Origin of the sequence: Halomonas sp. TA22, from assembly GCF_013009075.1 — a bacterium.
Classification (GTDB): domain Bacteria; phylum Pseudomonadota; class Gammaproteobacteria; order Pseudomonadales; family Halomonadaceae; genus TA22.
In genome coordinates this window covers 447,224-472,039 of the sequence record NZ_CP053108.1, presented here as the reverse complement: position 1 = coordinate 472,039, position 24,816 = coordinate 447,224, and the positions used below count along the sequence as shown (strand labels likewise).

The window sequence follows — 24,816 nt, the reverse complement described above, 5'->3', positions numbered from 1 at the left end:
ACCATTTCGCAATTCGCTAATCTCTTGCGGCAGTCATGCCTCGGGCTGGTACTTGTAGCCTACGCCATAGACGGAGCGGATGATCTCGCGCTCGGGCCAGATGTCACCGATCTTCTTGCGCAGTTTCTTGATGTGACTGTCGACGGTGCGCTCGGAGACGATGCGGTGGTCGCGATACATGTGATCCATCAGCTGGTCGCGGGAGAAGATGCGCCCCGGCGCGTTCATCAGTACTTTCAGCAGCTGGAACTCGACTGCCGTCAATCCCAGGTCCTGGCCATCGGCAAGGGCACGCCAGCCATCGTCATCGAGGGTGAGGGCGGCGCTCTCGACAGGCTCGCCCTGTACGGCCTGGCTACGGCGTAACACGGCCTTGATGCGCGCCACCACTTCGCGGGGGCTGAAGGGCTTGCAGATATAGTCGTCGGCGCCGAGCTCCAGCCCAAGCAGACGGTCGACCTCCTCGACCCTGGCAGTCAGCATGATCACCGGCAGGCGAGGCCAGCGTTCGCGAATCTGTCGGCATAGGGTCAGCCCATCGGTGCCCGGCAGCATCAGGTCGAGCAGCACCAGGTCTGGCGAGGACTCCTCGAGCCAGGGCATGACGGCGTCGCCATGGTCGATATGGTGAGTCGCGAAGTGGCTACCGCGCAGATAGTCGGCGACCAGGCTTGCGATCTTGGGTTCATCCTCGACGATCAGGATGGTCTCTTCCGTATGGTTCATGGAGTGTCCTTACGCATGTGATCGTCCTGCAGCAGTGGGAATTCGAAGGTCCAGCACAATCCACCCAGCGCCGAGTTGGAAGCCTGCAGGGTGCCGCCGTGCGCCTTGACCAGCGCACTGGCGATGGAGAGGCCAAGCCCACTTCCCCCGCTTCTACGGTTGCGCGAGCCCTCGACCCGGTAGAGCCGCTCGGTGAGGTAGGGCAGTTCGCTTCTGGGCACTCCCGGCGAGCTGTCCTCCCATCTCACCCGGGCCTTGTCGCCCACCATGTCGAGCGTCACCTGCAATGTTCCCGGCGCATCGGTATAGGCGCAGGTATTGTCGAGCAAATTATTCCATAACTGACGAAGACGTTGCAGGTCGCCGCGAATCGGCACCGAGGGCGCGATATGCGTCTGGAGAGTAATGCCATGGTCGCCGAGCAGGCCTCTGGCATCCTCGAGCTTGCCGCCTAGCGATTCGGCCAGATCCAGCGGTGCCAAGGAGACATCGAGCACACCGGCGTCGCTCTGCGCCAGCAGGCGCAGGTCGGAAACCAGACGTTCGAGCTGCCCGACCTCCTGGGAGAGCGAGTCGAGATTGGTCTCGTTCATGGGACGGATGCCGTCCTGCATCGCCTCTATCTCGCCGCGCAGCACCGCCAGCGGCGTGCGCAACTCGTGGGCGATATCCGACACCCAGCGCTGACGGGCCTCGCGGTTGGCCTCGAGGGTGGAGGCCAGCATGTTGAAGTCGTGGGCCAGTCGCGACAGTTCGTCGTGGCCCCGTTCGGGCAGGCGAATGCTGTAATCGCCCTGGGTGAGCCGCTGGGTGGCCAGTGCCATGCTGCCGGTACGGCGGCCCAGCCACCAGGAGAGCCCGCCGGCCAGTAGCAGCGAGGCGAGCGACAGCGCGACGACGATGATCGCCAGGTTGCGCTGCTGTCGCGACAGGAAAATACGATCCATGCGCGCCATCAGTTGCTGCGGCGGACGGTAGCCCAGGGCACCGATGCGCTCGCCATCGCTCTCGATGATCAGCCAGTTGAGTTCCGGCGTCGCCTCGTCGTTACGGCGCGGTGGCGGCAGGCCGATCACCGGCAATCCGCGGGCATCGTGCAGCACGAAATCGCCGGCATCGCCGAGGCGCCGGTCGAGGCCGTGCGGCGAGGGGCCGTCGCCGGGCCACAGCTCGCGGCGCACCAGCCGCGACCAGGCCTGCGGGTCGTTGCGCAACCACTGCCAGTCGCCGCGCCGCTCCCACTCCTCGGCGAGCCCCTCGGCGAGCGTCTGGGCCCGACTGGCCTGAGTGGTTTCCAGGTAATCCAGAAAGCCGCGATCCAGGCTTCTCGATACCGCGAGGAATACCAGGCCGGAGATCAGCACATTGACCAGCAAAATGATGATGAAGAGTTTGATGCCCAGGCGCGACACCACGGGACGCGAGGCAAAGTCGAGAGATAGACGCATCAGGAAGTCTCCATGCTCGTATCGGTGGTGGCGGGTTGAATGAAGCGCTCACGCAGCCGCTCGAGCATCAGGTAGAGGCAAGGCACCAGGACCAGCAAGATGAGTGTGGCGAACAGGATCCCGAAGCCCAGCGAGATCGCCATGGGAATCATGAAGCGAGCCTGACGCGAGGTCTCGAAGATCATCGGCGCCAGTCCGAAGAAGGTGGTCAAGGTGGTCAGCAGGATCGGTCGCAGGCGACGCGTGGTGGCGGCAACGATGGCCTCCCGGGCGCCCATGCCTTCGCGACGGCGCCGGTTGGCGTAATCGATCAATACCAGGGCGTCGTTGATGACCACCCCGGAGAGCGCCAGCATACCCATCAGACTGACCACGGTGAGGCTGTAACCCATGATGACGTGGCCCGCCACGGCGCCGATCACGCCGAAGGGAATCGCCGCCATCACCAGTAGCGGCTGAAAATAACTGCGAAACGGAATCGCCAGCAGTCCGTAGATGGCGATCAGCGTCAGCCACATGGCGGTGGTAAGCGAGGAGACGTTGTCGGCGGTATCCTGCTGTCGGCCGCCGAGGCCCACTTCCAGGCCGGGATAGGCAGCGACCAGACTGGGAAAGACCTCCTCCTGCAAGGTGCTCAAGACCTGATTGATCTGAGCGCCGCCTTCCAGGTCGGCGGTGACGGTGATGATGCGCCGGCCATCCTGGCGCTGCAGGGCCCGAGCGGCTCGGCCCACCTCGATATCGGCAACACGCGCGAGCTGAACCAGTTCGCCTTCCGGGGTGCGGATAGGCAGCATGTAGAGTTCGGAGAGACTATCGCGAGCGTCGGGCGGTAGGCGCACTTCGACGCTGATAGCGCTGCGGCCGGCTTGCTGCTCCACGGCGGTGGCGCCTTGCAGGGGGCCGCGCAATTGGCTGGCCAGTTCCGCGCCACTCAATCCCAGTGCGCGGCCCTCGGCGGAGAGACGAATTTCGAGTTGCGGCAGGCCGTCGCCCAGCCCGTCGTCGATATCGGTGAGGCCGAAGTGGGCGAGCTCCTCCGCCAGCCGGGGCGCGGCGGCTTCCAGTACGTTGCTGTCCGGGTGGGAGAGACGCAAGGTCAGGGCGGCGCCTGCGCCGGGACCGCCGAAGTCCGACTCGAAGCGCACCGATTGGACATTGGTCAGCTCGCCGGTAAGCTCCCGCCACTCCCGGGCAACGCGCGAGGGCGGCCAGGCATCGAGACTTTCCGGCGCCAGCTCCAACGACACCTGCAGACTGTCACCATCGAGACGGGTGGTGGAACCGGAGAAGCTCAGCCCCTGCTCGCGCTCGGCGAGTTGCGCAGCGGCCGTCATCAACTGGTCTCGAATGCGCCGGTCGTCCGCTGCTGGGCTGCCGACCGGTAGGGTCACGCTGGCTTGTACTTGATCGGACTCTATTCGTGACATTAGCGAAAATCCGAGCCGTCCGCTCATGGTGTAGGAGAGCGATACGGCAAGCAGCACCAGGGCCAATGCCAGAGTCAGCCAGCGGTGATCCAGGGTGCGTTGCAGGAAGGGCTCGAAGCGCTGATAGGTAAAGCGGTTGAGGCCAGCCTGCATGGTGTGACGCACCTTCTCCAAGGGACGCTGCCAGGCCGGTGTGGGGCGGCGGGTGGTGCCGTGGGCGAGGTGAGCGGGCAAAATGAACAGCGCCTCGACCCAGGAAGCGACGAACACCGTGATCACCACCAAAGGCACCACGCCGTAGATCATGCCCATGAAACCGGGCAGGTAGAACAGCGGCAAAAAGGCAACGATGTTCGAGAGAATGGCGAAGCTTATCGGGACCACCATCTCCCGGGTACCACGTATCGCCGACTCGCGCAGTGAATGACCCTGCTCTCGATAACTGTAGATGTTCTCGCCGACCATGATGGCGTCGTCCACCACGATACCTAGCGCCAGGATGAAGGCGAACATCGACATCATATTGATGGAGACATTTGCCCAGGGCAGGAACAGCATGGCGCCGAGAAAGGCGGTGGGGATGCCCAGCGTTACCCAGAATGCCAGCCGCGCCTCGAGAAACAGCGCGAGCAGGATCAGCACCAGTGCCAGACCCATCCAGGCATTCTTGAGCAGCAGTTCCAGGCGATCTCGATACATCTCGGAGCTGTCCCGGGCGACGGTAAGGCTGATTCCCTCGGGCAGGGTGGTACGCAACCGCTCCAGTTCGCCGTGCACGGCCTCGGATATGCCCAGCGGCGTCTGGTCGCCAACCTGATAGATCTGCACGGTGAGACCCGGCTCGCCGTTGAATTGCACCTCCCGGTCGCTTTCGGCGAAGCCGTCTATCACTTCGGCGACGTCGGCTAGGCGCACCACGCCACCATTGGCGGTGGTGGCAACGGGTAGATCGGCGAAGCCGCGCGCATCGTCTCGGCGGCCCTGGTAGCGGATCAGCCACTCACCCTCGTGGGTGGAGAGCCGGCCCCCGGCGAGATCCAGCGCCTCCTCGCCGATACGTGTGGCAAGCTGGCTGTGGCTCATGCCGAAGCGGCGTATCGCCTCCTCGTCGAGCCACACCTGGATTTCGCGCTCGAGATTGCCGGAGAGCTCCACTCGAGAGATACCTCGGGTCGCCTGAAGTTCTCCGCGCACGTCCTCGGCGGCATCGTGCAGGGCGCGGGCACCGACATTGCCATGCACCTGCAACTGCAGCACGCTTCGAGAGCGCCCGGCAAGGGCGATGCGTGGCGGATCCGCGGCGGGGGGGAAGGTAGTGATGGCGTTGACCGCTTGCTGGATGTCCTGGTAGACGCGCATCACTTCGACGCCGTCGACCAGCGTGGCCGAGACGCTGGCACTGCCCTCGCTGGCGCTGGAGGTGAGCTCGTCGATCCCTTCGATATCGGAAAGCTCCGCCTCCACGGCAAGCAGGATGCTCTGCTCCACCTCCTCGGGGGTGGCGCCGGGGTAGCTGACGGAGACCTGCACCACCTCGATCTCGAAGTCGGGGAATACCTCTTTCTTGATCGTCAGGCTGGTCATCAAGCCACCGACGATCAGCAGCGCCATCAGCAGATGAGGGGCAACGCCATGGTTGATCATCCAGGCGATCGGGCCTTGGCGCATCATGAGCGGCTCCTCGAGCCGCCTTGGCGCGCCTCTGTTGGTTGCGCGTCACTCAGCGCAGGCGCGCGTAAGGCAGCACCGTCACCCGCAGTGCGCGTACGCAGCGTCATGCCGTCGCGCGGCTGGCCGAGATTAGAGGTCACCACCCGGTCGCCGCTTTCAAGCCCGGCGGTGATCAATATCTGCTCCTCGCCACGGTGCAGTACCTCGACCCTGGCGCGGCGCAGGCGATCTTCGTCATCGAGGCGCCACACCTCATCGCCGGGACGCAGAGCGGTGGCGGGCAGGGCGATCAGGCCATCCCGCGGACGGGCCTCGAACTCGGCTCGCAAGATATCGCCGATATGCAGGGCCGGCCCGGACGAGCTCAGTGCCAGCGGGTCCTCGACCTCGACCAGCAGCTGCGCCTGCAGGCCGTTTTCGTCGAGTGCCGGCAGGATCGACAGTACGCGACCCTGTCGTTTGGCCCCCGCTGGCCAGCCTCGACTGGTCAGGGTGACCCGGGCGCCAAGGCGGTCGTGGTCCGCTACATCCAGCCACGCCAGGGATTCACCCGGCAACGATACGCGGACCCAGAAGCGCTCCACGTCGACGATCCGCATCAGGTCGGCCCCCGCCGATACCTCGCTACCACTGCCGACCAAGCGCTCCTGGATCATGGCCCGGTAGGGGCTGACTATCTCGGTACGCTGCAAGTCCAGGCGGGCCTGATCGCGGTTGACTCGGGCGCGCTCCACCTCGGCTTCGGCGGCGCGCAACTGGGGCTCGCGCAGGGCGAGGGCGCGTCGCTCCGCCGGCAGCTCGCGACCGAAGGATTGATATTCGCTCTGGGCGCGCAACTGCTCCCCGCGCTCGCTGGCCAGGCCCGCCTCTGCCTGGGCCAGGTCGGCCTCGGCGGCGCGCAGCGCCAGGCGGTAGTCGCTGTCGTCGATACGCAGAAGCGACGCACCGGCGTCAACCACCCGGCCGGGAATCGCTTGGGGAGAGAACGCCTCGAGGCGTCCGGAGACGCGGCTGGAGATCAAGGTGTCGCGCTCGGCCAGCACGCGTCCGTAGCCATGGATCTGCGGGGCCGCCGCTTCGCGCTCGACACTGACGATATCCACCAGCGGCGCTGGCGCCGCCGGGGCCGGGCGGCGCTCGACCCGGGGAGGCGTGCTGATCAGCCAGTAGGCGATGGCCATCCCGATCGCCAGGACAATCAGCGCGGTGACGGCACCCATGCGTACGCGACCCTGCTGGCGTGGGCGAGGGCAATGAATCTCGGTATGGCGAGGTGAAGCGCGGTATTCCTCGTTAGCGGGCATGGGCGGCTCATGGCGGAGGTGGGGATCGGTAGCATCGTCTTTTGCAATGCAGCTATTGGTCAGGAATCGTGCAAGAAGCGTGCAAGCCGCTTGGACGGCCACATGGGCCCAGAGGCTTGCCATCCCGAGTGTAGGGGATGGCGACATGACGATGCAGCCCCTGGGTGAGGAAGGAGGGCGTTGACCTCAAGGCGAGAGCGACAGGAACAACAGGATCAACGGCGGTGAAAGCAGCGACAGGATGAAGCCGCTGACCACGGCGATGGGAACACAGGCCACTCCGCCGTGCTGCTGGATGACCGGCAGCGTGAAGTCCATCGAGGTGGCACCGCCATAGCCAATGGCCAAGGGCGCGGCGCGGTGGATCAATAGCGGAATCAGCACGAAGGCCAGCAGTTCGCGGGCCAGGTCGTTGAAGAAGGCGACCCCGCCCAGCAGAGGCCCCAACTGATCGCCGATCAGAATGCCGGATAGCGAGTACCAGCCGAATCCCGATGCCATGGCCAGCCCCTCGTTCCAGGCCAGTCCCATCAGGGGGGCGGCCACAAGCCCAGCCAGCAGCGAACTGATCGCCACGGTAAGGGCGATGGCCAGGCCATGGCGGTTGAGCAGGATCTGTTTGAGTGGCATGCCGGAGTTGCGCAGCTGGCAGCCGATCAATATCAGCAGGGCGTAGAGCGTCCACTCGGCGAGCCGTTCGGCGCCGCTGAAGGCAGCATCGCCGATCAACCAGCCAAGCAATAGGCCAATGGGCACTCCCGCCGCGACCACGCCCACCAGCGACAGTGAGCCGGCAATGGCGGCGAGCTTGCTGGTCGGGGCATTCTTGACCACTGGTGAGCCTGCGACCTCTAGGCGCAGGCGGCGCGACAGCCACCATAGGCCGGCCAGATTGGTGGCGGCAGTGACTCCGAACAGGAGACCTGCCTGAGCACCCATGCGGGAGAACTGGTTGGCCAGGTCATCGAGTCCGGCAAGGCCGATTCCCATCATCAGTAGGATCACATAGACCGAGCCATTCACGGCGCGATTGACCCCCGCCATGAGATCGCCGCGACGAATGGGCACCAGATAGCCCAGAAACAGCGGCAATAGCACGATCAATAGCCCGGACAGCACGGCACTCACTCCTCGTCAGTTCCAGTTACACATACGAAAACGGCAGCCGCATGGGCTGCCGGTGGCTACTCTACGGTGTGGCGATACGGACGAAAAGGACTTTTACTGCCGCTAGTGCTCGTTCAGGAGGAGGTGTGCGCAAGCTCGGTAAGCATCAGGCGACTGCGTCGCTCGCCGTCTCGATAGTAGTCGACGGAAAGCAGCAGCCCTGGCAGTTCGGGATGGAAGCTGAAGTAGAGCTGCCGGTCCGGCTTGTCGGGATTCCATGATTCGATGCTCACCGCCTCGAAGTCACCTGCGGGCAGCGAGACTTCCCCACGTGTAAGAATGCGGTAGTGCAGCGTCTCCTCACGCCCGCGATGATCGACATAGCGCATTTCACACGGAGCGGCCCGGCTGCCGCTGCACTCGCCGCCAATGGCTTGGCGGGAGAGGGCGAAGAGGGCGGTCTGCCGGTCCGGTAGCTCGCCAAGCATCTCATGTCCCAGCCGGTAGTTGCCGCCAATGCCCAAGAGCGAATAGCCGCTATGGTAAGTCAGTGCGCGCGTTTCGTCGGCATTGACGCGAAAACGGCTCGTCTCGCTGCCTCGGGCCACGGCGATTGCCGCCTTCATGTGGCTCTGCCAGTGTTCGCCCTGGCGCGTCAGGTCGTGCTCGATACTGGCATTGGGCCAGCCACTGATCATCAGATGATAGCGTGCCGAAAAGGGCTGGGGCGAGGCGAGGGGGTCGGCGAGCACCAGAGGAGGAAACAGCATCGGTAGCAGCAGGCACAGCCAGCGTGCGATATGCCTCGAGAAAGAGAGCATGTGAACTCCTGAGCGGCAATGAGCGACACTGCTGTGAGGCCAAGCCATCTTCAAGGTTCCCGCTTGCATGCTGTGCGGAATTGGCAAAGGCGTCGTGCCGGTGATCAAGTTGTGCTGGCAAATAAAAAAGCCGCTTCCGGCAAAGCCGGAAGCGGCTGTCATGGTAAGGCTTTCCAACACTGCTAGCGGGACTGTCAAGTGAATGTCACCCATCCTTGGGTAGCGTTCCCGTCATTCGTCCCATGCCCTTCCCTAGGCATCAACCCGTCCTTGGTGCTTACTGCCCATCCTTGGGCAAGTGGCCATCCTTGGCTAGCGTTGGCTGCGCTTACCAGCTTTGCTCTTCATCTTCGGCAGGAACATCCCACTCTTCGTCATCGTCGAGGGTGTCCTCCTGCTCTTCATCTTCGTATTCGGTTTCGAAGTCATCGTTGTCGAATTCGTCGTTATCGAATTCGCTATTGGTGTCGACGTCCGGAGCAGGCTCTTCCTGCGGTGCCGGATCCATCGGCTCGTATTCGTCATCTTGCGCGGCGAACGCTAGCGGGCTGGCGATCAGGCCAAAAGAAACACCGAGAATACCGATCTTCTTGAGAAATTCCTTGGACATCATGCTGCACCTCCATCCTTAGTAGGCTTGCTGGTCTTCGAATTTTAGAAGCGGGGCTTCTCTTACATTCATACCTTGGAGCCTTGATATGCCGACTCGCCAGTATGTCTTGCTTGTCCTAGCTTTTGCAGAGGCTGTGCCAAGCTGTGCCAAAAAATATTTTATTTATTACAAATCAAAAACTTAATATTTTATTCGGCATTGATGGCTGGGCTGAGCGGGCGTCGAATCGTGGGTTTGGAGTGTCGCGATATGACACATGGGTCAGCGCGGCACGCCTCCAATAACCCGCTTCGCTATCAATAACCCGCTTCGCGGTCGACACTCGCTACCGTCTCGCCAGCCTGCCAGGCGCGTAGGGTCTCGGCGACCTGATCCAGCGCCTCGCTCATGGAAGTCGGTCCGGCCATGTGGGGCGTAATGCGCACCCGTGGATGAGTCCACAGCGCACTCGACTTAGGTAGCGGCTCTTCGGGAAAGGCATCGAGAATCGCACCACGCAGGCGGCTGCCCAGCGCCTCGAGCAGGGCGGGCTCATCGATCAGCGTGCCGCGTCCGGGATTGATGAGGCTGGCACCGTCGGGCAGCAGGGCCAGCGTCTCGGCGTTGACGATATGTCGGGTCTCGCGGGTATCGGGAAGCAGCGTCACCAATGTCGTGACTTGGCTGAGCAGTGCGCGCAGTCCCGCTTCACCATCATGACAGGTCATCCCATCGAGCTGCTTGGGGGAGCGGCTCCAGCCATGTACGGGAAAGCCGGCTCCCGCCAGTCGCTGCGCCACCTTGCGGCCGATTGCACCGAGCCCCAGTACGCCCACGGGCCACTCGGCCTTGGGCACGACCTCGAATTCATGCCACCGGGCGCTGCGCTCCTGAGCCAGATAGCGGTCGAAATCGCGCTGGAAGTGCAGCACGCCATAAAGGGTGTAGTCGGCGATCAGCTCCGCCATGCCGGCATCGCGCAGCTTGACGATAGGCACGCCCGCGGGCAGGCCGGGATCGTTGAGCAGGGCATCCACCCCGGCGCCTAGATTGACGATGCCGCGTACGCCAGCGTGGCGCTCGAGCAGCTCGGTCGGTGGCTTCCATGCCACCAGATAGTCGACCTCGCGAGGTGCGTCGTCACTGGTGAATAGAGTGGCCTCTGGCAGGCGTTGCGCCAGGGCATCTCGCCACTGCTCGGCATTGGCAATATGGATCAGGATTCGCATCGTCTCTCCTCGTTGTGCTTGTTCGAACGTCCGTAGCAAAGCTCAATAGACGATCTGCATCATCGGTGGCGGCGCTTCGCCTAGCAAGGCGGCTAGGCGTGTCAGCCCCTCCTCGAAGCGCCCGATATCGGCTTCCGCCCCCAGGCTGAGCCGCACCCGGCGTGGCGGCGGTGTCTGCTCGACCATGAACGGGACTGCAGTGGTGATCAATAGCCCCTCCTGCTCGGCCTGCTGCTGAAGCTCTTCGGCACGCCAGGTGGCGGGCAGTGATAGCCACACATGCAGGCTGCTTTGCCGACTGGCCAGGCCATGGCGACCGAGGTGGCGACTGACCAGCCGCTGGCGTTCGTGAAGTAGCTGGCACTGCTGTCCGGCGAGCCAGTCGAGCGTGCCGTCGGCCATCCACAGGTGAGCGATCTCGAAGACCAGTGGCGTGGCCATCCAACTGGTCGCCCGCAGTCTCGGCAGGGTGTGGTGAAGTTGGCCGCGCGGCACGCTCAGGTAGCCGGCGCGCAGCCCCGGCAGGGTCGCCTTGGTCAGACTGGTGACATGAAAACTGTGGCGGGGCAGGCGGGCCGCCAGCGGTGTCAATCCCGGGGGCTCCAGCAGGGCATGCACGTCATCCTCGATCAGCCATACGCCGTGCTGGGCGAGTACCTCGGCCACCGCGTCGCGTCGTATCTCGCTCATGGTCGCCCCGGTGGGGTTGAGCTGGGTTGGCGTCAGACACACCGCACGGGGCTGGAAGCGTTGGCAGGCCTGCGCCAGCGCCTCGGGCACGATGCCCTCCTCGTCGATCGCCACGCCACGCAGCTGGAAGCCCAGCGTGCGCGACAGGGCGATCAAACCATGGTCGGTCAATGCCTCGGTGAGCACGATATCGCCATGCTGGACTACCGTGGCGATGGCCAGCATCAAGCCATGGGCCGCGCCGTTGCACAGCACGCGATCGTCGGCATCGCCGGGCACGCCGAGTCGCTGGTCCAGCCACTCGCTGGCGCGTTCGCGCTGATGTACCAGGCCGGCGATCGGGCGGCAGGCGGCGATCACCTCGGGGCTGGCATGTTCGGCAAGGGTGGTCAGAGCCTCGCGGAAGAGAAGCTGGTGGCGAGGTGGGCATACCGAGTGGGCGATCGACATATCGATCAACGTCTCTTCGCGACGGGGCTCGCCGCTGCGCAGATAGGCCGCTTCGCGACCATCATCGAGCGCGTTGACCCAGGTGCCGCTGCCGACTCGGGCCTGTACCAGGCCCATCTTCTCGGCCTGGGCGTAGGCGCGCGATACCGTCTGAACGCTGACCCCCAGGCTGTCGGCGAGCTGGCGGTGGGGCGGGAGCCGCGATCCCACGACGAGCTCCCCCTGACGGATCGCCTCGGAGAGCGCTCGGGCGATGGCCAGATATTTTGGCCCTTGTGACGAGAGGTAGGGCGTCAGATCAATTGTCATGATGCAATAAAGCCTTTGACGGCGAGCTTGGCGTGGGTGCTAGTATCGCCCTTGGAGCATTGACTGACAATTGACATGCTTTCTTTCATAATCAATCAGTACAATTCTTTCAGCAGCGCGCCAGTTCCATCTAGGTAGGCAAGTAACAACGGCTCGGCCAGCTTCCTTGGGAAGTTAGGCTGGTTTCGGCGATTTTTCAGTGGCGAATGGCCCATGATTCAGGTTTCCCTGCCTTTCACTCGTGAGGAGTATGCGCAACGCCTATGGAAGGTGCGTGCGGAGATGGCCAGTCGAGGTATCGACGTATTGGTCATCAGCGATCCCTCCAACATGGCCTGGCTGACGGGCTATGACGGTTGGTCGTTCTACGTGCACCAGTGCGTACTGCTGGGACTGGAGGGCGAGCCGGTATGGTATGGCCGTCGTCAGGACAGCAACGGCGCACTGCGTACCTGCTGGATGGACCCGGACAACATCACCTACTACCCAGATTACTACGTGCAGAATCCGGACATGCACCCCATGGAGTACCTGGCCCAGACGGTGATGCCCGACCGCGGCTGGCACACCGGCGTGGTGGGCATGGAGATGGACAACTACTACTTCTCTGCCAAGGCCTACCAGAGTTTGCTGCGTGAACTGCCCCACGCCCGCTTCCTTGATGCCAACGCCCTGGTCAACTGGTGTCGGGCAATCAAGTCGCCCAAGGAGATCGAGTATATGCGTGTGGCGGCGAGAATCGTCGAGTGCATGCATTCCCGAATCCTCGAGATGATCGAACCTGGCCTGGCCAAGAGCAAGCTGGTTTCGGAGATCTATCGGGTTGGTATCGAGGGATGGACCGACGAGCATGGCGTGACCCACGGCGGCGACTATCCGGCCATCGTGCCGCTGCTGCCGACCGGCTCCGACGCCGCCGCTCCCCACCTGACCTGGGACGATACGCCGTTTCGCAAGGGCGAGGGCACCTTCTTCGAGATCGCCGGCTGTTTCAAGCGCTACCATGCGCCGCTGTCGCGCACGGTGTTTCTGGGCAAGCCGCCCCAGGACTTCGTGCGCGGCGAATCGGCCCTGCTCGAGGGCATCGAGAACGGCCTTGCCGTGGCCAAGCCGGGCAACCGCTGTGCCGACATCGCCATGGCGCTGGGCGCGGCGATGGACAAGTATGGCTTCGACCGGGGTGGTGCGCGCTGCGGCTACCCGATCGGGATCAGCTATCCGCCGGACTGGGGCGAGCGCACCATGAGTCTGCGCCCCTCGGACGAGACCCTCCTGCAGCCGGGCATGACCTTCCACTTCATGCCCGGCATGTGGATGGACGACTGGGGTCTGGAGATCACCGAGAGCATCCTGATCACCGAGAGCGGTGCCGAACCGCTGGCCCATTTTCCACGCCAGCTATTTGTCAAATGAGAGGAGAGCGAGCAGTGAGCAATCGGATGCGGCCCAGCCCTATTTCCGCCACCGTCGATTTCGATGCCCAGGGCGTACAGCACGGCTTTCTCAAGCTGCCGATCTCCACCGACGACTCCGCCTGGGGCGCGGTGATGATTCCCATCACCGTGATCAGCAACGGCGAAGGCCCCACGGCGCTGCTCACCGGCGGCAACCATGGTGACGAGTATGAGGGGATCATCGGCCTTTTGAAGCTTGCCAACTCGCTCCGGGCCGAGGAAGTGACGGGGCGAGTGATTATCGTGCCGATGATGAACACCCCGGCAGCAATGGTCGGCAAGCGTACCTCACCGATGGATGGCGGCAATCTCAACCGCAGCTTCCCCGGCGACCCGGACGGTACGGTGACCGAGAAGATCGCCGACTACTTCACCCGCGTCATGGTACCGATGAGCGATGTCGTGCTTGACCTGCATTCCGGCGGCCGTACCCTGGATATCCTGCCGTTCGGAGCGTCGCATGCCCTCGACGATGCACAGCAGCATCATCGGGCCCTGGAGGGTGCCAAGGCGTTCGGCGCCCCCTACGCGATGATGATGTACGAGCTCGACGCCGCGACACTGTTCGATACCGCGGTGGAGAGCCAGGGCAAAATCTTCGTGGCCACCGAGCTGGGCGGCGGGGGCAGTACCGACCCTGCGCGCCTGGCGATCGCCGAGCGCGGCATTCGCAATTTCCTGATTCACTATGGCCTGGTGGGCGGCGAGGTCGAGATGCCCGCCGAGCCCCAGGTCTATCTCGACATGCCCGATGCCAGCTGTTACTTGCAGAGTGAGCATACCGGGTTGCTAGAGCTGGAGTTGGTACTGGGTGATCGGGTGGAGAAGGGCCAGGTGATTGCGCGCATCTACGATATGACGCGCAGCGGTGCCGAACCGGTGGAGTATCGCGCCGCTCGTGACGGGATGCTGGTGGCCAAGCGCTTCCCCTCGCTGGTCAACATGGGCGATACCATTGCAGTGGTAGCGGAAATCGTCGACTCGCTGGGGTAAGAGAGAACCATGAAGCTGGATCGATACGACCTGAAGATTCTCGAGATTCTGGCCAGGGACGGTCGTATCACCAAGTCGAGGCTGGCCGAGGCGATCAACCTCTCGGTCAGCCCCTGCTGGGAGCGGGTGCGGCGCCTGGAGAAGGCCGGTATCATCGAGGGCTACGGCGCGCGTCTCAATCCCAGCGCACTGGCCAAGAGCACTCCGGTGTGGGTACAGATCGAGCTCAAGACACACAATGCCGAAAGTTTCCAGCGCTTCGAGGCGGTGGTGATGGAGACGCCCGAGGTCACCGAGTGCGTAGCGGTAGGCGGCGGCGTCGACTACCTGATCAAGATCGAGGCCGACTCCATCGACGCCTACCAGCGGCTGATCGATGCCTGGCTGATGTCGGAGATCGGCATCGAGCGCTACTTCACCTACATCGTCACCAAGACGGTCAAGCAGACCCAGCCCCCACTGTCGCTGCTCGATCGCACCTCATAGCAAACTTGCCGACGAGGCGGTGGACAAGGGCGCGAATGGCTCGATAGGCTAACCGCATTTGGCCGCTCTCCTGGCGCTGCCGGCGCGGGCAGGCTAGGGTTAGTGGACCTACTGCCTTTGGATATCCTCATGCCGCTAGAGTCGATGATGCGTCATGCGCCTCCCGCCGTCTCGTGTTACGACGATCAACGCAAGCGGCCTCTACGCGCGCTTGACGGGCCCTACGAACAGCCATTGACGCTGTCGCTCAACGACACGGCGATGGTGACTCTGCTGGCCACGCCCGAAGCGCTGGAGCCATTGGCCATGGGGCATGCCTTCACCGCCGGTTGGATCGAGCGTGCCGATCAGGTCGAAGGCATTCACCTCTCCCGGCTTCGGCATGGTCTGGCCGTGCGCCTGGACGTTGCGCCTCGCCTGGTGGAGCGGGCCGCCTCGTTGCAGCGTGCCGGGGCCTCGGTATCGAGCTGTGGTGCCTGTGGCGTGGCCGAAGAGTCGCAACTGATGCTGGGCTTGACGCGCCTGCCGGCTCAGCCGGCTCTGGCGCCTTCGGCGCTTGCGCTTGGCGTGGATACGCTGCAGCGTCTCATCGTCCGTGGGCAGCATACCGCGCTTGCGCTCGACGAGGAGGGGCAGGTGCTGGCGCGTGGCGTGGATATCGGCCGGCACAATGCGCTGGATCGAGTGATCGGCGATACGCTGGTGCGCGGCGTGACGCCAGCGGCGGTTCTACTCTCCAGTCGCTGCAGTCTCGAGTTGGTACAGAAAACCGTACGTGCCGGTATCGGCACTCTGGCGACGCTGTCGCTGCCCTCGGCGCTGGCGGTGGAAGTCGCGCGCACCTGCGATCTCAATCTGATCTGCTGTCACCGTGGCAGGCGCCTCGAACGGCTCAGTGGGCCGCTCTGAGCGTAAGCGTCTTGCAGAAAAAAAAACGCCTATGACGTGCGACTCGAAAAAAAACGTATCCTGCCGACGACGCAACGAAAAGTCTCTCCCGCCTTAACCCCGTATCCTGTAGGCAACAGGCGGCCTTGTGTCGCCTGGCCATTTTTGGCCGAGGCCCCACCCAGGCTCGGTGCGTCAGGGGAGATGTCCAGTGATTCATTCCAAGCTAAGCGATCCGCGCCTGTTTCGCGAACACGCTTATGTCGGCGGCAAATGGACATATGGTGATGGTGGACGAGAGGAGGCCGTGATCAATCCGGCCACCGGCGAGGTGCTGGGTCATGTTCCCTGGCTCGAGCCGGCACAGATCCGTGGTGCAGTGGATGCCGCCGATGCCGCCTTCGCCCAGTGGCGCTCGCTACGCGCCGACGAGCGCTGCGAGCGTCTGCTGGCCTGGTACGACTTGCTGCTCGCCAATCGCGAGGATCTGGCGACCATCATGACGCTGGAGCAGGGCAAGCCGCTGACGGATGCGCGTGGTGAGGTCGAGTATGGCGCGAGCTTCATCCGCTGGTTCGCCGAGGAGGGCAAGCGCACCTTTGGCGAGACCATCCCCAGCCACATTCCCAATACCGCGCTCGGCACGCTCAAGGAGCCGGTGGGCATCGCCGCGTTGATCACGCCATGGAACTTCCCGCTGGCGATGATCACCCGAAAAGCCGCCGCGGCGCTGGCGGCCGGCTGTCCGGTGATCGTCAAGCCGGCCGGCGAGACGCCCTATTCGGCGCTGGCGCTGGCCGAGCTCGCCGAGCGTGCCGGCATTCCTGCGGGGATTTTCAACGTGGTGCTGGGCGATGCCCCGGAGGTATCGAAGCTCCTGTGCGCCGAGCCACGCATCAAGGCGCTCTCCTTCACCGGCTCGACCCGCGTCGGTCGGCTGCTCTACGAGCAGAGCGCAGCCACCGTCAAGCGCATCTCGCTCGAGCTTGGCGGCAACGCTCCGTTCATCGTCGGCCCGGACATGGACCCAAGGGAGGCGGCGCTCGCCGCGGTGGCGGCCAAGTTCCAGACCGCTGGCCAGGACTGCCTGGCGGCCAATCGTATCCTGGTGCATGAGTCGATCCACGACGCGTTCGTCAGCCATTTCGCCGAGCGCATGGCAGCGCTGAGCGTAGGTAACGGCATGCAGGGCGAGGTCGATCTCGGCCCGTTGATCCATGGTCAGGCGGTGGAGAAGGCGTCGAGCATCGTCGATGATGCCATTTCGCGTGGCGCGACGCTGGTCGCCGGTGACCAGGCCCAGGCGCCGGGGCCGAACTATTTCATGCCGGTGCTGCTGACCGGGGTCACGCCACAGATGAAGGTGTGGCGCGAGGAGAACTTCGCCCCGGTGGCGGGAGTGACCGCCTACCGCAATGACGACGAAGTGATCGCGATGGCCAACGACACCGAGTACGGCCTGGCGGCCTACGTCTACACCCACGATATTCGGCGTATCTGGAAACTCTTGCGCGGCCTGGAGTACGGCATGGTCTCGGTCAACTCGGTGAAGATGACCGGCCCGCCGATCCCCTTCGGTGGCGTCAAGCAGTCGGGCCTTGGGCGCGAGGGCGGCGCTGCAGGGATCGAGGAGTTTCTGGAGACGAAGTATTACTGCCTCGGCGCATTGGGGTCTGTGTCTGGGAGCTAGCTGCGCTTGCATTAGCGACACATTGCGAATACGAACACCTCCTCGCCGCGGCGGGGACCTGGAAAAAGAGAGAGCATAATGAACCAGCAGCACCGCGATCTGATCGAGCGCGACCGCAAGGTCACCTTCCACGCCTCCACGCACCTGCGTGATTTCGCTCACGGCGACATGCCGGGGCGCGTGATCACTGGAGGCAAGGGTATCTCGATCGTCGACAAGGATGGCCGCGAGTTCATCGACGGCTTTGCCGGCCTCTACTGCGTCAATATCGGCTACGGGCGCACCGAGATCGCCGAGGCGATCTACCAGCAGGCCCTCGAGCTTTCCTACTACCACACCTACATGGGCCACTCCAACGAGCCGCAGATCGCGCTTTCCGAGAAGATCCTCGCACTCGCCGGCCCCGGCATGTCCAAGGTCTACTACGGTCTCTCCGGCTCCGACGCCAACGAGACCCAGCTCAAGATCGTGCGCTACTACAACAACGTACTTGGCCGTCCGCAAAAGAAGAAGGTGATCTCGCGGATGCGCGGCTATCACGGCTCCGGCATTGCCACCGGCTCGCTGACCGGACTCAAGGCGTTCCATGACCACTTTGACCTGCCGATCGACACCATCCGGCATACCCTGGCGCCCTCCTACTATCATCGCGGCGACGAGCAGCAGGGCATGAGCGAGCGGGAGTTCTCCCGCCACTGTGCCGCCGAGCTCGAGGCGATGATTCTCGATGAAGGCCCCGACTCCGTGGCCGCCTTCATCGGCGAGCCGGTACTCGGCACCGGCGGCATCGTGCCGCCGCCTGAGGGCTATTGGGAAGCGATCCAGGCGGTGCTCGCCAAGTACGACGTGCTGTTGATCGCCGACGAGGTGGTGTGTGGCTTCGGGCGTATCGGCACCGACTTCGGCAGCCACTTCTACGGCATCAAGCCCGATCTCATCACCGTCGCCAAGGGGCTTACCAGCGCCTATCAGCCGCTCTCCGGGGTGATCGTCGGCGATCGCGTCTGGCAGGTGCTGGAGCAGGGCACCGGCGAGTATGGCCCGATCGGCCACGGCTGGACCTACTCGGGCCATGCGCTGGGCTGTGCCGCCGGTCTTGCCAACCTGGCGATCATCGAGCGTGAGGGGCTGACCCAGAACGCTGCCGAGACCGGTGCTTATCTGCAGCAGGCCATGCACACGGCCTTCGGTGATCATCCTATCGTCGGTAACGTGCGTGGCGTGGGGATGCTCGCGGCGCTGGAGTTCTCGCCGAACCCGGCGATGCGCCAGTCATTCGACCCGTCGCTCAAGGTAGGCCCCCGCATCGCCGCCGCTGCGCTCGACGAGAACCTGATCGCCCGGGCCATGCCCCAGGGGGAGATCCTCGGCTTCGCTCCACCGCTGGTCACCAGCCGCGACGAGGTCGACGAGATCGTGGCGCGGGCCCGGCGTGCGGTGGATCGAGTACTCGACGAGCTGGTCAATGCGCGCGATCTTACCTGATCACCGATAATCGCCAGACGAGAGCCAACTGCTATGCTAACGCTGCAATTGAATTGCAGCGTTCTCGTTTCTAACCCCAAGGAAGATTATGTCCACACCCGAGCACGGCGTGACGCTGGCCGCGATCTTCGAGGCGCGCAAGCGCATCGCCGGCCAAGTGAGACGTACGCCGCTGGTGCGCTCCCAGGCGCTCTCCGCGCGCTTCGAGGGCGAGGTGTTTCTCAAGCTCGAGACGCTCCAGCCCACCGGTGCCTTCAAGCTGCGCGGGGCGACCAACATGATCGCCGCGCTAATACAGCGGCCCGAATTCGACAAGCTCGTGCGTGGCGTGACGACTGCCTCCACCGGCAACCATGGCCGAGCAGTCGCATTTGCCGCGGCGCGCCTGGGCGTGCCGGCGACGATCTGCCTGTCGAATCTGGTGCCTCGCAACAAGGTGGCTGCCATCGAAGCGCTGGGCGCTACGGTCAAGCTGGTCGGCAGGAGCCAGGACGAAGCCTTCGGCGAAGTCGAGCGGTTGGTGCGGGAACAGGGCATGATCTCGATTCCCCCCTTCGACGATGCGCTGATCGCCGCCGGTCAGGGCACCATCGGTCTCGAGCTTCTCGAGGATGAGCCAGACCTCGACCAAGTGATTGTGGCGCTCTCCGGTGGCGGTCTGCTGGGGGGCATCGGCGCGGCACTAAAAGCGATCCGTCCGCAGACGCGTATCACCGGGGTGAGCCTCACTCAGGGTGCAGCGATGTGGGAGAGCTTGTGCACCGGCTCCCCAGTCGAGGTGGAAGAGGTCGAGAGTCTCGGCGATTCGCTGGGCGGCGGCATCGGCCTTGCCAACCGCTGCAGTCTCGCGTTGGTGCGCGAGATGATGGACGATCACCATCAGGTCTCCGAGCGGGCTATCGCCTGCGCCATGGTCGATATTCTCGAACATGAGAAGCTGCTGGTAGAGGGAGCCGCAGCCGTCGGTCTGGCGGCGCTTGTCGAACACGCCATCGACATTCGTGGCCAGAAGGTCGCGCTGATTCTCTCCGGCAATGGCGTCTCGCTGGAGACCTTCGACCAGGCGAGGCGCCTGGCGCAACGCTAGAGGAAACGATTGCAAGTAGAGGAGAGATCATGCAGCTCTATCAACGCGAGGCCATCGCCGCGGCGGTGAAGATCGACAGCGAAGCCCTGGCCATCGTCGAGGCGGGCTTTGCCGCGCTCGGCCGAGGCGAGGTGGTGCAGCCACCGATCCTGTCGATGAGCATCGAGGAGGCCAATGGCGAGGTCGATGTCAAGACCGCACACATTCGCGGCTTCGAGCGCTTCGCGATCAAGGTCAGCCCCGGCTTCTTCGACAACCCCAAGCTTGGCCTGCCGAGCCTCAATGGCCTGATGATGGTGTTCTCGGCAAGGACTGGGGTGGTCGATGCGGTGCTCTTCGACGAGGGGTATCTGACCGCGGTGCGTACGGCGCTTGCCGGTGCCATCGCCGCCAAGCATCTATCCCGCGAAGGTAGCCGCCGTGTCGCGGTGCTGGGTGCCGGCGAACAGGCCGAACTGCAGGTCGAGGCGCTGCGCCTGGTGCGCGATATCGCCAGCGTCGATGTGTGGGCGCGCCGCCGCGAGCAGGCCGAGGCCTATGCCGAGATGCTGCGTGGCCGGGGGCTCGAAGTGAACGTGCACGACAGCGTCAAGGCCGCCTGCGCCAGTGCCGACATCGTCGTCACCACCACGCCGGCGCGGGAGCCGATCCTGCATGGCAAGGACCTGCCGGAGGGTGTGCATGTCACCGCCATGGGGTCGGACAGCCCGGAGAAGCGCGAACTCGACGAGTCGGTGATGACCCGCGCAGGCGCCTTCGTCTGCGATACGCGTGCCCAGAGCGAGCACAATGGCGAACTCAAGGCGTTCGCCGGTTCGCCGCCGTTCACTGTCTACGAGCTGGGCAAGGTCATCGCCGAAGGCCAGCGGCTGCGTGTCTCGGAGGCTGGGATCACGGTGTGCGATCTCACCGGTACCGGGGTGCAGGACACGGCGATTGCCAACTTCGCCCTGTCGCGCCTTTGCGCTGATTGAGGCTTCACCAGGCCTTGAAGTCGGGGGAAAGAAATCCCGCCACCCAGGCCAGCAGGGTCGACTTTCCCGAACCGGAGGGGCCCATCACGGTGAGCACCTCGCCGGGGGCGATCTCGGTATTCAGAGCAATCAGCCGCATCTCGCCAAGAGAGAGCCGCACATCCTTCAGGACCAGAGAGCCTTGGCTCATGGCGAACCTTGCATGTCGTGTCGATGGGGGCGAACAGCAGGTCATTGGCGCGCATGGCGGCGAAATTTCGCCGTTGAGCCAGATCAGGTCGACGCTGCCGAAGCAGAAGTAGGCTCAGCTGGCGAAAGCGGGGCAGAGGCATGTCATTACCTTGGTGAGAGCGAGGCACTTGTTGATCTGAGACAGTCGATGATTGGCGTCCCAGCGTCTAACCTGAGATCACGATAGATCATCCATGCACGCGAATGGAAGGAAGCCATGTTCGTGACCCGTGGAACCGCTTATCGCCGGGGGCTGTTGCTATTCAGTCTGGCGTCCCTTGTGATCGGCACGCTTCTCGCCTGGTACTCCCATGCTCAGGAGGCGCCGCGCACCGCCCTGGTGCTGAGTGTCGAGGGAGCCATCGGTCCCGCTACCAGCGACTACTTCCAGCGCAGCCTGCGTGAGGCTAGTGAGCGCAATGTCGAGATCGTCATCGTCGAGATGGATACCCCAGGCGGGCTCGACGCCTCGATGCGCGACATGATCCGCACCATGCTGGGCTCGTCGGTGCCGATCGCCATCTATGTCTCGCCGAGTGGCGCGCGGGCGGCCAGTGCCGGCACCTACCTGCTCTATGCCAGTCACGTGGCGGCCATGGCGCCGGCCACCCACCTGGGCTCCGCCACGCCGGTGCAGATAGGTGGTGGGGGCGGCTTTCCCGGCATCGGCGAAGATGATGACGAGAGCGAGCCTACCGAGGGCGGTGAGGGGGCAGAGGAGCCGGCACCTGATGAGGCGAGTGGCGACGCGCCGTCCACCCGGCGTGGCGAGAGCGCCATGGAACGCAAGGTGCTTGAGGATGCCGTCTCCTACATTCGCGGGCTGGCCGAGCGCCATGGGCGTAACGCCGACTGGGCCGAGGAAGCCGTGCGCGAGGCGGTCAACCTGACCTCGCGCCAGGCACTGGAGCTTGGGGTGATCGACGTGGTGGCAAGCGACATCGATGACCTGCTTGAGCAGATCGATGGTCGCAGTGTGGTCATGGCACGTGGCGAGCGAGTGCTCGATACCGGCGAACTCGCCATTGAGCGCCTGGCCCCGGATTGGCGCACCCAGTTGCTGGCGGTGATCACCAACCCCAACGTGGCCTATTTCCTGATGATCATCGGCTTCTACGGCTTGATCTTCGAGCTGGCAAGCCCGGGCAGCCTGATTCCCGGCACCATCGGTGCCATCTCTTTGATCCTTGCGCTGTTTGCCTTTCAGGTGCTGCCGATCAACTACGCCGGCCTGGCGCTGATCCTGGCGGGGTTGGCCCTGATGGTGGGCGAGGCGCTCATGCCGAGCTTCGGGATACTTGGAGTCGGCGGTATCGTCGCCTTCGTGATCGGCTCGGTGATCCTGATGGATGCCGACAACCTGGCGATTTCGCTGCCGATGATCGCGGGCGTGGCATTGCTGGCCGCCGGCTTCATGCTGTGGACCGTGACGCGCTTCATGGGGCTGCGCAAGCGTCGCGCCCGAACGGGACGCGAGGAGCTGATCGGCTCGCGGGCCGTGGCGCTGGGCGACTTCCAGCGCGAGGGGCGCGTCAGGCTGCATGGCGAGAGCTGGAAGGCGCGCTCGTCAGTACCGGTGCACAAGGGGCAGGTGCTCATCGTCACCACGCTCGACGGCCTGGTCGTCGATGTGGTTCCCGAGGAGTCGATGCCTGCGCCCAAAGCAAGGTGACCAGGATGATCATTCGAACATCAACCGCAACAGACAAGGTCAGACAAGGAGTAGAGCCATGTTGATCACCTATCTCGTTCCCGTCGTGCTGGTGATAATGATCCTGGCGGCGTCGATTCGCATTCTGCCGGAGTACAAGCGCGGCGTGGTTTTCTTCCTGGGTCGCTTCCAGTCGGTGAAGGGGCCGGGCTTGATCATCGTGATTCCCGGCATCCAGCAAATGAGCGTGGTGGACCTGCGCGTGATCACCATGGACGTGCCGGAGCAGGATGTCATCTCCCAGGACAACGTGACGGTCAAGGTCAATGCGGTGCTCTACTTCCGTGTTGTCGACCCGGAAAAGGCGATCATCAGGGTCGAGAACTTCTCCGTGGCCACCAGCCAGCTGGCACAGACCACGCTGCGCTCGGTGCTCGGCAAGCACGACCTCGACGAGATGCTCTCCGAACGCGACAAGCTCAATGACGATATTCAGGAGATCATCGATACCCAGACAGAGGAGTGGGGCATCAAGGTCGCCAATGTCGAGATCAAGCATGTCGATCTCAACGAGACCATGATTCGTGCCATTGCCCGCCAGGCCGAGGCCGAACGTGAGCGTCGCGCCAAGGTGATCCACGCCGAGGGCGAGCTGCAGGCTTCACGCAAGCTGGTCGAGGCGGCCAACGTCATGGCCGAGAATTCCGCGGCGCTGCAATTGCGCTATCTACAGACCATGAGCGACATGAGCAACAAGAACGCCTCCACCATCGTCTTTCCGCTGCCGATGGATATCATGGAGGCCTTCAAGCACATGAAGGCATCGGCGGCGGGACGCGGCAATGAGTCGTCAGCGGGACTCGGCAAGGAACCGTCTGGGGACATCCCCGCACCCTGATGCTTGTTCATCTTCTGTTCGGTGGCCCCTGGACGATGCACAGGGGCGCTTTGCTGGTAGAATCCGCGGCCCGGGAGCAACCTTGCACTTGGCATCGAAGCCTCGCAAGAAACGAACGCCGCGAACCGGAATCGATGCCGTGAATTCAACGACTCTATCTATCATGTCCTTGTCTGGCTGCGCTCCGCCCTAGCGCGATCTTTCTCTTTGCGATTACCGCTTGGCACTCCGGGTCGTCTGCGCCTATGGCGCTCCTGCATGCGGTAGAACGAGACAGTTCGATGTGGCTTCGACGTGAGCCATTCTGAAACGCCAGCAAGGAACAAGACCATGACCGAACAAGTGATCGCCGCCATCGATGGTTCGCAATTCTCGGCTGTTGTCTGCGATTATGCCGCCTGGGCCAGCCAGGCGTTGAATGCGCCGCTGACGCTGTTGCATGTGGTCAACAACCATCCGCAGACGGCGGAGGCGAATCTTTCTGGCAATATCGACCTTGGGTCGCGCGAGCACCTGCTCGAGGAGCTAGCGACGCTGGACGAGCGGCGCACCAAGCTGGCCCAGGAACAGGGGCGGCACAGACTCGCCGCGGCCAAGCAGCGCGCCGCCGAGCATGGCGTGACCGAAGCGGTAACCCAGCAGCGCAACGGCGAGCTGGTCGAGACGCTCAGCGGGCTGGAGAACGACATTCGTCTACTGGTGATCGGCAAGCGCGGTGAGACGGCACATCAGGCCCGCGAGCACCTGGGCTCCAACCTGGAGCGAGTGGTGCGAAGCCTGCACCGGCCGATACTGATCGTCACGGGGGAGTATCGGGCGCCGACACGGGTCATGATCGCCTTCGATGGCAGCAAGACTACCCGCAAGGGAGTGGAGATGATCGCCGCAATCCCCTTGTTCAAGGGGGTGGAGTGCCATGTGGTAATGGTCGGCGCCGATGTCGCCGATACCCGCTCCCAATTGGATTGGGCACTGGGAGAGCTTGCCGAGGCGGGCTTCACGGCCCATGGCGAGATTCGCGCCGGTGGCGTTGGCAAGGCGCTCGACGAGTACCAGCACGAGCATGCACTCGATATGCTGATCATGGGGGCTTATGGGCACTCGCGGATCCGCCACCTGCTGGTTGGCAGTACCACTACCGCGATGCTGCGCAAGGCATCAGTGCCCGTGCTGCTGCTGCGCTAGGCCGAGCCTAAGTGAGG

At 63.8% G+C, this 24,816-nt stretch carries 21 protein-coding genes; 11 read left to right on the top strand and 10 right to left on the bottom strand.

Annotated features, from left to right (window positions below; all coding sequences use genetic code 11):
- Window positions 1-33 precede the first annotated feature (33 nt).
- From HJD22_RS02125 to HJD22_RS02085, 9 genes are all read right to left on the bottom strand, one after another.
- The gene (locus HJD22_RS02125) at window positions 34-726 is read right to left on the bottom strand and encodes a response regulator (RefSeq protein ID WP_208655537.1); all 693 of its coding nucleotides are present in this window, start codon (window positions 724-726) and stop codon (window positions 34-36) included.
- On the bottom strand, window positions 723-2,174 hold the full coding sequence (locus tag HJD22_RS02120; protein ID WP_208655536.1) for an ATP-binding protein: 1,452 nt from the start codon (window positions 2,172-2,174) through the stop codon (window positions 723-725). The genes HJD22_RS02125 and HJD22_RS02120 overlap by 4 nt, the downstream gene beginning before the upstream one ends.
- Window positions 2,174-5,275, bottom strand: coding sequence for an efflux RND transporter permease subunit (locus tag HJD22_RS02115; RefSeq protein ID WP_208655535.1), 3,102 nt, complete (start codon window positions 5,273-5,275; stop codon window positions 2,174-2,176). The genes HJD22_RS02120 and HJD22_RS02115 overlap by 1 nt, the downstream gene beginning before the upstream one ends.
- On the bottom strand, window positions 5,272-6,579 hold the full coding sequence (locus tag HJD22_RS02110; protein WP_208655534.1) for an efflux RND transporter periplasmic adaptor subunit: 1,308 nt from the start codon (window positions 6,577-6,579) through the stop codon (window positions 5,272-5,274). The genes HJD22_RS02115 and HJD22_RS02110 overlap by 4 nt, the downstream gene beginning before the upstream one ends.
- Before the next feature lie 186 nt (window positions 6,580-6,765).
- Window positions 6,766-7,698 carry a lysine exporter LysO family protein gene (locus tag HJD22_RS02105; RefSeq protein ID WP_208655533.1) on the bottom strand — a complete coding sequence of 311 codons (933 nt, stop codon included), beginning with the start codon at window positions 7,696-7,698 and terminating at the stop codon, window positions 6,766-6,768.
- A gap of 122 nt (window positions 7,699-7,820) precedes the next feature.
- Window positions 7,821-8,507 (bottom strand): hypothetical protein, encoded by a 687-nt coding sequence (locus HJD22_RS02100; RefSeq protein ID WP_208655532.1) that lies wholly within the window; start codon window positions 8,505-8,507, stop codon window positions 7,821-7,823.
- 328 nt (window positions 8,508-8,835) lie between these two features.
- A complete protein-coding gene (locus HJD22_RS02095) occupies window positions 8,836-9,120 on the bottom strand; it encodes a hypothetical protein (protein WP_248730059.1) in 285 nt (94 codons plus the stop codon).
- Window positions 9,121-9,416: 296 nt separating this feature from the next.
- Window positions 9,417-10,328: a glyoxylate/hydroxypyruvate reductase A gene (locus HJD22_RS02090; RefSeq protein ID WP_208655531.1), complete on the bottom strand. Its 912-nt coding sequence runs from the start codon at window positions 10,326-10,328 to the stop codon at window positions 9,417-9,419.
- A 42-nt stretch (window positions 10,329-10,370) separates the two neighbouring features.
- The gene (locus HJD22_RS02085) at window positions 10,371-11,777 is read right to left on the bottom strand and encodes a PLP-dependent aminotransferase family protein (RefSeq protein WP_208655530.1); all 1,407 of its coding nucleotides are present in this window, start codon (window positions 11,775-11,777) and stop codon (window positions 10,371-10,373) included.
- A 213-nt stretch (window positions 11,778-11,990) separates the two neighbouring features.
- Here HJD22_RS02085 and doeA point away from each other — a divergent pair, with 213 nt between their 5' ends.
- From doeA to HJD22_RS02045, 8 genes are all read left to right on the top strand, one after another.
- Window positions 11,991-13,190, top strand: coding sequence for an ectoine hydrolase DoeA (gene doeA, locus HJD22_RS02080; RefSeq protein ID WP_208655529.1), 1,200 nt, complete (start codon window positions 11,991-11,993; stop codon window positions 13,188-13,190).
- Between the two features lie 26 nt (window positions 13,191-13,216).
- Entirely contained in the window at window positions 13,217-14,224 is a 1,008-nt protein-coding gene (gene doeB / locus HJD22_RS02075; protein WP_208656872.1) for a N(2)-acetyl-L-2,4-diaminobutanoate deacetylase DoeB, read from the top strand.
- A gap of 9 nt (window positions 14,225-14,233) precedes the next feature.
- On the top strand, window positions 14,234-14,710 hold the full coding sequence (locus HJD22_RS02070) for an Lrp/AsnC family transcriptional regulator (RefSeq protein ID WP_208655528.1): 477 nt from the start codon (window positions 14,234-14,236) through the stop codon (window positions 14,708-14,710).
- A gap of 129 nt (window positions 14,711-14,839) precedes the next feature.
- Window positions 14,840-15,619, top strand: coding sequence for a formate dehydrogenase accessory sulfurtransferase FdhD (locus HJD22_RS02065; RefSeq protein ID WP_208655527.1), 780 nt, complete (start codon window positions 14,840-14,842; stop codon window positions 15,617-15,619).
- A gap of 190 nt (window positions 15,620-15,809) precedes the next feature.
- Window positions 15,810-17,288: an NAD-dependent succinate-semialdehyde dehydrogenase gene (locus HJD22_RS02060; protein ID WP_217267803.1), complete on the top strand. Its 1,479-nt coding sequence runs from the start codon at window positions 15,810-15,812 to the stop codon at window positions 17,286-17,288.
- Window positions 17,289-17,366: 78 nt separating this feature from the next.
- Window positions 17,367-18,773: an aminotransferase gene (locus HJD22_RS02055; RefSeq protein WP_208655526.1), complete on the top strand. Its 1,407-nt coding sequence runs from the start codon at window positions 17,367-17,369 to the stop codon at window positions 18,771-18,773.
- Window positions 18,774-18,861: 88 nt separating this feature from the next.
- Window positions 18,862-19,860, top strand: a complete 999-nt coding sequence (gene eutB / locus HJD22_RS02050) for a hydroxyectoine utilization dehydratase EutB (RefSeq protein ID WP_208655525.1) — start codon at window positions 18,862-18,864, stop codon at window positions 19,858-19,860.
- Between the two features lie 29 nt (window positions 19,861-19,889).
- Window positions 19,890-20,834 (top strand): cyclodeaminase, encoded by a 945-nt coding sequence (locus HJD22_RS02045; RefSeq protein ID WP_208655524.1) that lies wholly within the window; start codon window positions 19,890-19,892, stop codon window positions 20,832-20,834.
- A 4-nt stretch (window positions 20,835-20,838) separates the two neighbouring features.
- Here HJD22_RS02045 and HJD22_RS02040 read toward each other — a convergent pair whose 3' ends face one another.
- Window positions 20,839-21,024, bottom strand: a complete 186-nt coding sequence (locus HJD22_RS02040) for an ATP-binding cassette domain-containing protein (RefSeq protein WP_208655523.1) — start codon at window positions 21,022-21,024, stop codon at window positions 20,839-20,841.
- 258 nt (window positions 21,025-21,282) lie between these two features.
- Between HJD22_RS02040 and HJD22_RS02035 the strand changes: the two genes are divergently transcribed.
- From HJD22_RS02035 to HJD22_RS02025, 3 genes are all read left to right on the top strand, one after another.
- Window positions 21,283-22,737, top strand: coding sequence for a nodulation protein NfeD (locus HJD22_RS02035; RefSeq protein ID WP_208655522.1), 1,455 nt, complete (start codon window positions 21,283-21,285; stop codon window positions 22,735-22,737).
- Between the two features lie 58 nt (window positions 22,738-22,795).
- On the top strand, window positions 22,796-23,614 hold the full coding sequence (locus HJD22_RS02030; protein ID WP_208655521.1) for a slipin family protein: 819 nt from the start codon (window positions 22,796-22,798) through the stop codon (window positions 23,612-23,614).
- A 330-nt stretch (window positions 23,615-23,944) separates the two neighbouring features.
- On the top strand, window positions 23,945-24,799 hold the full coding sequence (locus tag HJD22_RS02025; RefSeq protein ID WP_208655520.1) for a universal stress protein: 855 nt from the start codon (window positions 23,945-23,947) through the stop codon (window positions 24,797-24,799).
- The last annotated feature ends 17 nt before the right edge of the window (window positions 24,800-24,816 follow it).